General features: G+C 73.7%; 6 protein-coding genes. 2 read left to right on the top strand and 4 right to left on the bottom strand.

Annotation, left to right across the window (positions count from 1 at the left end; genetic code table 11):
* Positions 1-146: 146 nt before the first annotated feature.
* Both ABD944_RS41860 and lanKC read right to left on the bottom strand, forming a co-directional pair.
* Positions 147-260, bottom strand: a complete 114-nt coding sequence (locus ABD944_RS41860; RefSeq protein ID WP_345187764.1) for a SapB/AmfS family lanthipeptide — start codon at positions 258-260, stop codon at positions 147-149.
* A 5-nt stretch (positions 261-265) separates the two neighbouring features.
* Complete coding sequence (gene lanKC / locus ABD944_RS41855) at positions 266-2839, bottom strand: class III lanthionine synthetase LanKC (RefSeq protein ID WP_345187762.1); 2574 nt, start codon at positions 2837-2839, stop codon at positions 266-268.
* A gap of 215 nt (positions 2840-3054) precedes the next feature.
* Between lanKC and ABD944_RS41850 the strand changes: the two genes are divergently transcribed.
* A complete protein-coding gene (locus tag ABD944_RS41850; protein ID WP_345187760.1) occupies positions 3055-3852 on the top strand; it encodes an SDR family oxidoreductase in 798 nt (265 codons plus the stop codon).
* Positions 3849-4913, top strand: a complete 1065-nt coding sequence (locus tag ABD944_RS41845; protein ID WP_345187758.1) for an NAD(P)H-dependent amine dehydrogenase family protein — start codon at positions 3849-3851, stop codon at positions 4911-4913. The genes ABD944_RS41850 and ABD944_RS41845 overlap by 4 nt, the downstream gene beginning before the upstream one ends.
* Positions 4914-4922: 9 nt before the next feature.
* On the opposite strand, the gene ABD944_RS41840 is transcribed toward ABD944_RS41845, so the two are convergent.
* Positions 4923-5750: a nitroreductase/quinone reductase family protein gene (locus tag ABD944_RS41840; protein ID WP_345187756.1), complete on the bottom strand. Its 828-nt coding sequence runs from the start codon at positions 5748-5750 to the stop codon at positions 4923-4925.
* A 296-nt stretch (positions 5751-6046) separates the two neighbouring features.
* A partial coding sequence (locus ABD944_RS41835) for a response regulator transcription factor (protein ID WP_345187754.1) occupies positions 6047-6340 on the bottom strand: 294 nt, incomplete at its 5' end.

The raw sequence follows: 6340 nt of genomic DNA, 5'->3' as shown, positions 1-6340 counted from the left end.
CGACGAGCGCCGTCCAGCCGCGGGCGCGCCCGGCGGCGAGCAGCAGCAGCCGGTCCGCGCCGACCGCCGGGGGAGGGGAGGTCATGGGGTCTCCAAACACGGTGACGGCCATGGCCCCGGCACGGGGGCCATGGCCGCCAGCGTCATCACAGGCAGATCGTGATGCTGTGGGAGCTGTGGCAGAGCAGGCTGAGGCTGCTGTTGCCGCCGCCGCCGCCGCCGTTCTCGCTCACCATCCCCTGAAGGTCGAGAAGCGCCATGTTCGTCACCTCCTTTCGGGCTGGATAGAGGTGGCCGCCGTGGGGGTCCCCACGGAGGGCCTGTGCGCCGTCCCGAGGAACGGCAGTCCTGGAGCCGGGTCGTGGAGGGCCGCGCCGAGCGCGAGCAGCACCCCGGCGGTGCCGGTCGCGAGGTCCATCGACAGCCGGTACATGTGCTCGCCCGGCATCGCCAGCCCGCCCGCGTACGGCAGGGCGTGCCAGGCGAGGTCGCGGACGTGCCCCGCCACGCGCGCCCCGTCCCGCGCGCCGGGGCCCGACCGGGCGTGCCGGGCCAGGTAGAGCAGCATCCCGGCACGGCCGCTGAACAGGCTCGGCTGCGCGTAGTACCGGGACGCCGCGGCCACGCGGACGGCGTCGCGCGCCGCCTCGAACCGCTCGTCGGAGCGGTGGGCCAGGTACTCGTCCAGGACGAGGCCGATGCCGACGCTGCCGCGGCCGAGGTAGGGCAGCACCCGGCTGCCCTGGTCGACGTGCAGGGCGCCGTTGCGGTCGGTGACGCAGGCGGCGAGGTCGCGGCGCAGCGCCGAGGCGGCCAGGTCGAGCAGCTCGGGGCTCCCGTCGCGCTCGTAGGCGCGGACGAACATCAGCGCCGCGCCGGCCCCGCCGTACATGAGGCCGGGACGCCCGCCGCCCCCTCCGCCGGACCGCTCGGCCACGATCTCCACGCAGCGGCGGGCCGCCTCGCGCAGGAACACGTCGCCGGTCGCGCGGGCGAGGTGGTCCAGGCCGAGCGCGAATCCCGGCAGGCCGCCGTAGAGGTCGTCGCCGAGCCGCTCCCACCGTTCGCCCAGGCAGTGCCGGACGGCGGCGAGCGCGGCGTCCCGGCGGCCGAGGCGCGACAGCACGTACGCGGCGCCCATCAGGCCGTCGTACAGGCCGATCCCGGTCCCGCGCCGCGGGTTCGACGCCCGCTCCGCCAGCCACTCCTCGTGGGCCGGGAACCGGCCGGCGCCCGTCACGTCCAGCGCGTACAGGACGCCCGCGGCGCCGTGCGCGAGCCCGAGCGACGCCCCGGAGAACTGCTCCACGTCGCCGGGGAAGAGCCGGTCGGCCCGCTCGGGGGTGGCGCTTGCGAGGATCGCCCGCGAGAGGGCGTCCCTGGCGCGCTCCCAGCCGCCGGCGTCCGGAGTGAACGCCGGCGCGGGGGCGGGCGCGGCGTCCCGGGCGATCTGCGCGACCGCCTCGTCGAGGAACGCCCGGGGGACGGGGAAGTTCTCGGCGATCAGGTCGGCGAGCTGCCGGGCCTTGCCCCGGTCGATCACGAACAGCGTGGTCAGCGGGACGAACAGGGCGAGCCGCAGGCAGGCGAGGCTGTAGCGGTCGACGTCGGCGCCGCGCCGGTCGGGCGGGGCGAGGAACGCGGGGTTGGCGAGGGTCTGCCGGCCGCCGTCGGCCGCGGGCGCGGCCGTCTCGAAGTCGATCAGCGCGACCGAGTCGTCCGGGCGCACCATCACGTTGAACATGTGCAGGTCGTTGAAGACCACGCCGCGGTCGTGGATGGCGGCGATGACGCGTTCCACCCCTTCGTGGACGCGCAGCGCCCACTTCGTGTACTCGGCGGTCCTCGCGGGATCGGGCTCGGGATCGAGCATCGGGTGCCGTTCGGCGAAGAACGTGTTGAGCGTCCGGCCCTCGATGAACTCCTGGACCAGGAAATGGTGCTCGCCGAGCGTGAACCAGTCGAGAACGGCGGGCACGCCGTCGATTCCGTCGAGCTTTTCCAGCACATCCCGCTCGCGCCGGAGCCGGGTCACCGCGTCCGCGCCGTCGGCGGCCAGACCCGCATAGGGCCGGCCTTCCTTCAGCACCACTTTCGCGCCGCTGCGGGTGTCGGTCGCCGCGTAGACGCCGCCTCCGTTGGAGAAGTGGAGGGCCTTGTCGATCCGGTAGGGCAGATCGGTCGTCGTCGTGGCGCCGCGTGCCTTGAGATGCGATTCCAGGCAGGCGGGAAGGCTCACCCAGTCGGGGACGGAGAAGACGGGATCGCGCCGGTCCGGCACCAGTTCCCCGGAGCCGTCGCGCAGCGCGGGCACGAGCCGGCCCTGCTCGTCCAGGCACCGGCGCTCCGCGAAGCCGCCGTACCGGACGTGCAGCGGGCCCTCGCCGATGCGCAGGTCGCTGAGGATGTACGGGCCGGGCAGGCCGTCCAGCCGCGCGCCCAGCCCGGCGAGCACCTCCGCCAGCTCGTCCTCGTCCGCGGGGTAGACCGTGACGAGCTTCCCGCTCGCCCCGCGCGGCGCGTACTTGGCGTTGCGCCTGCGGAGCGTTCCCGGGCCGCGCAGATGCTTGAACTCGATTCCCCGGGCCACGCAGTACTCCCACGCCCCGGCGAGCGCCTCCCCGGCGCTTTCCGGACACCCGGAGACATGCACTTTCCAGCCCTGTTCGGGAGCGCGCTGAACCGGCGGAACATAGACGACCCATTCGTCGCCGAAGACCTTTTCCCACCCCTCGGGGAGTTCCCGGCGCGTGATGGCGAAGTCGGTGCTGCGGGTCACCGGCGGAGCATCGTAGAAGAGCTCGTCTGCGAGGCAGTAAAGCTCGTACCCCTTGTCCACGCCGGTCTCCCCTTCCTCGTGCTCCGTTTGCCGGAACGCACGGGGAAAAGAATTGCAGTCATGTCGGAAATGGACCAGTAGCGGACATCACGAATGACCCGTGAAGATGTACCGTCCGCCCCTGTGCGCCCGTCACGCGCCGCCCGCCGCGCCGGTATTGAAACAGGTTCTAGTTCCTGCGTAGGCTGTGCGGGCGGTGAGGCGACGGACCGGAGGTGACGCCGGTGATCTCGGAGCGGTTCCGAATCGACGGCAGGGTGGCGGTGGTGACCGGCGCGGGCCGGGGGATCGGGGCGGCCACCGCCGTCGCGCTCGCCCAGGCGGGCGCCGACGTGGTGATCTCCTCGCGGACGCGCGAGCAGCTCGACGAGGTCGCGGCCGGGATCGAGGCGGCCGGGCGGCGGGCCCTGGTCGTCCCCTCCGACCTCGCGGACCCCGAGTCCGCCGCCGAGCTGGCCGACCTCGCCGCGGGCGAGTTCGGGCGCCTGGACGTCGTGGTGAACAACATGGGCGGCGCCATGCCCGCCGCCTTCCTGGACACCTCGCCCCGGCACATGGAGAAGGCGTTCCGGTTCAACGTCGGCACCGCGCACGCGCTGACCCGCGCGGCCGTCCCGCACCTGCTGAAGGCCGACGGCGGAAGCGTCGTCAACATCTCCTCGGCCATGGGACGGATCGCGGGCCGCGGCTACCTGGCCTACGGCAGCGCCAAGGCGGCCCTCGCCCACTACACCCGGCTCGCGGCGTTCGACCTGGCCCCGCGCGTGCGCGTCAACGCCGTCGCGGTCGGCTCCGTCGCGACGTCCGCGCTCGACGTCGTCATGACCAGCGACGAGCTGCGCACCGAGATGGAGCGCAGGACGCCGCTGCGCCGCGTCGGCGAGCCCGAGGACGTGGCCGCCGCCGTCCTCTACCTCGCCTCGCCCGCCTCCGCCTACGTCACCGGCAGCGTGCTGCGCGTGGACGGCGGCATCGAGGCCCCCAACCTCGACCTCGGTCTGGAGGACCTGTGACCTACCGCGTCGTCCAGTGGAGCACCGGCAACGTCGGGCGGCACGCGATCGCCGGCATCGACGCCCGGCCCGACCTCGAACTCGCCGGGGTGTGGGTCTCCAACCCGGCCAAGGTCGGCCGCGACGCCGGCGACCTCGCGGGCCTCGGCCGCGACCTCGGCGTCACCGCCACCGGCGACGCCGAGGCGCTGCTGGCCCTGCGGCCCGACTGCGTCGTCTACACCTCGATGGCCGACGTCCGGCTGACGGAGGCGATCGACGACCTGTGCCGCATCCTGCGCGCCGGGGTGAACGTCGTCTCCAGCAGCCCCGTCTTCCTGCAGTTCCCGGACGGCGTCGTCCCGCCCGGGATGTCCGACCCGGTGCGCGAGGCGGCGGCGGCCGGCGGCGCGTCCCTGTTCGTCAACGGCATCGACCCCGGCTTCGCCAATGACGTGCTTCCACTCGCCGTCACCGGCATAAGCGAGCGCATCGAGCAGGTGCGCTGCATGGAGATCCTCAACTACAACACCTACGACCAGGCCACGGTCCTCTTCGACATCATGGGCTTCGGCCGGCCGATGGACGACGTGCCGATGCTGCTGCAGCCCGGCGTCCTCACCATGGCGTGGGGGAGCGTCGTCCGGCAGATCGCCGCCGGCCTCGGCGTGGAGCTGGACGGGATCGCCGAGTGGCACACCCGGCTGCCCGCGCCCGAGACCTTCGCCGTCTCCGCCGGGACCATCGAGAAGGGCACGGCCGCCGCCCTGCGGTTCGAGGTGCGGGGCATGCGCGGCGGCGAGGCCGTCGTCGTCCTGGAGCACGTGACCCGGCTGCGCGACGACCTCGCCCCCGACTGGCCCCAGCCCGCCGGCGCGGGCTGCTACCGCGTCGAGGTCCGCGGCGAGCCGAACTACACGGTGGACCTGAGGCTCCTCGGCACCGACGGCGACCACAACACCGCGGGCCTGAAGGCCACCGCGATGCGCCTGGTCAACGCCGTCCCCGCCGTCGTCGAGGCGCCCCCCGGCCTGCTCACCGCCCTGGACCTGCCGCTGATCCCCGGCCGCGGCCTCCTCTAGGCGCGCCCCCTAGAACTCCAGGGCGTCCAGGAGCGGGACGAGCCGCTCCTCCTCGCGGTCGAGGTGCGCCTCCAGCGCGGCGGTGAGCCGGTCGACCTCGGCGAGCAGCGACGCGGAGTCGCCGGCGTCCAGGACGCGGCGCAGCTCCTCCAGCAGCGCGCTGATCGTCTCGTGCTCGTCCCTCAGCTCCGCCAGCACCGGCCCGAGCTCGGGGTGGCGCCGCTCCAGCACGGGGAACAACCGCTGGTCCTCGCCCATGTGGTGGTGGCCGAGCCCCTGGCACATCGTCAGGCAGTTGACCCGCAGCTGGGCGCCCACGGCGGCCCCGGACGCGGCCACCTCCTTCCGGATCAGCTCCAGCTCCCCGCGGAACGCGTCGTGCACCGCGACCAGCATGGCGCTGGGCGACTCCGGTCCGCCGGGCGGTCCGGCGGCGACCTGGACCAGCGCGACGACGGGCAGCGTCCGCCCCGACTTCTCCTCGTACGCGGCCCAGCCGGGATCGGCCTCGGCGGCCCGCGCGAAGGCGCGGTCGCGCTCGTCCCTCTCCAGGACGACCGCGTCGGCCTCGTAGGCGAAGACGCCGCTCTCGACCGTGACGCGCGGGTTCGCCACCAGGTTGTGGAACCAGGCGGGGTTCCTCGGCGAGCCCCCGGCCGAGGCGATGACCAGGACGCGCCCGACACCGTCGGGCAGGTAGCCGAGCGGCGTCGTGTGCGGGGCGCCGGAGCGCGCTCCGGTGGTGGTCAGCAGGAGCAGCCGCCCGCCCTCGAACGGGCCGCCGACCCGCCCGCCGTTCGCGCGGAACTCCTCGATGACCTGCTTGTTGAAATCCATTCGTCTCCTGTTTTCGGGCATGGCGAATAAGCCGCGGAAAGAACGCGGCCGCGGCTTGGGAAAGGTGATGAAAGGGCATGCCGGAAGCGCGGGCATGCCTGATGACGTCGCGCTGCGCGCATGAAGGACGATGCGCTGCGCGCGCGGAAGGTGAAGAGGAAGGGGGAGTGGAAGAGGCGGGCCTCGGGCCCGCTCCGGCCTCACTCGGAGGCCGGGAACCTCACTCGCTCGTGGCCCATGGCCGACCCGGCAGTCACGAAATGCACATTACCGGCGCCCGGTCCGCCATTGCAAGATCAGATTCCCTCGCGGTGGGCGACGGCGGCGGCCTGGGTGCGGCTGGAGACGTTCAGCTTGCCGAGGATGTTCGACACGTGCACGCTCGCCGTCTTGGGGGAGATGAACAGCGCCGCCGCGATCTCCCGGTTGTTGCGGCCCTCGGCGACGAGCTTCAGCACCTCCCGCTCGCGCCCGGTGAGGGTGGCGAGCGGACCGGACGGCCTCGGGCGCGGCGCCGCGCCCGCGCGCCCGGTCCCGAGCCGGGCGCGGGCGCCGAGGTCGCGCAGGGCGGTCAGCAGCGGCGCGGCGCC

Origin of the sequence: Actinomadura verrucosospora, from assembly GCF_039540335.1 — a bacterium.
Lineage (GTDB): Bacteria > Actinomycetota > Actinomycetes > Streptosporangiales > Streptosporangiaceae > Spirillospora > Spirillospora verrucosospora.
Note: the sequence above shows the minus strand (reverse complement) of the source record. Positions and strands in the feature narration are given on the sequence as shown.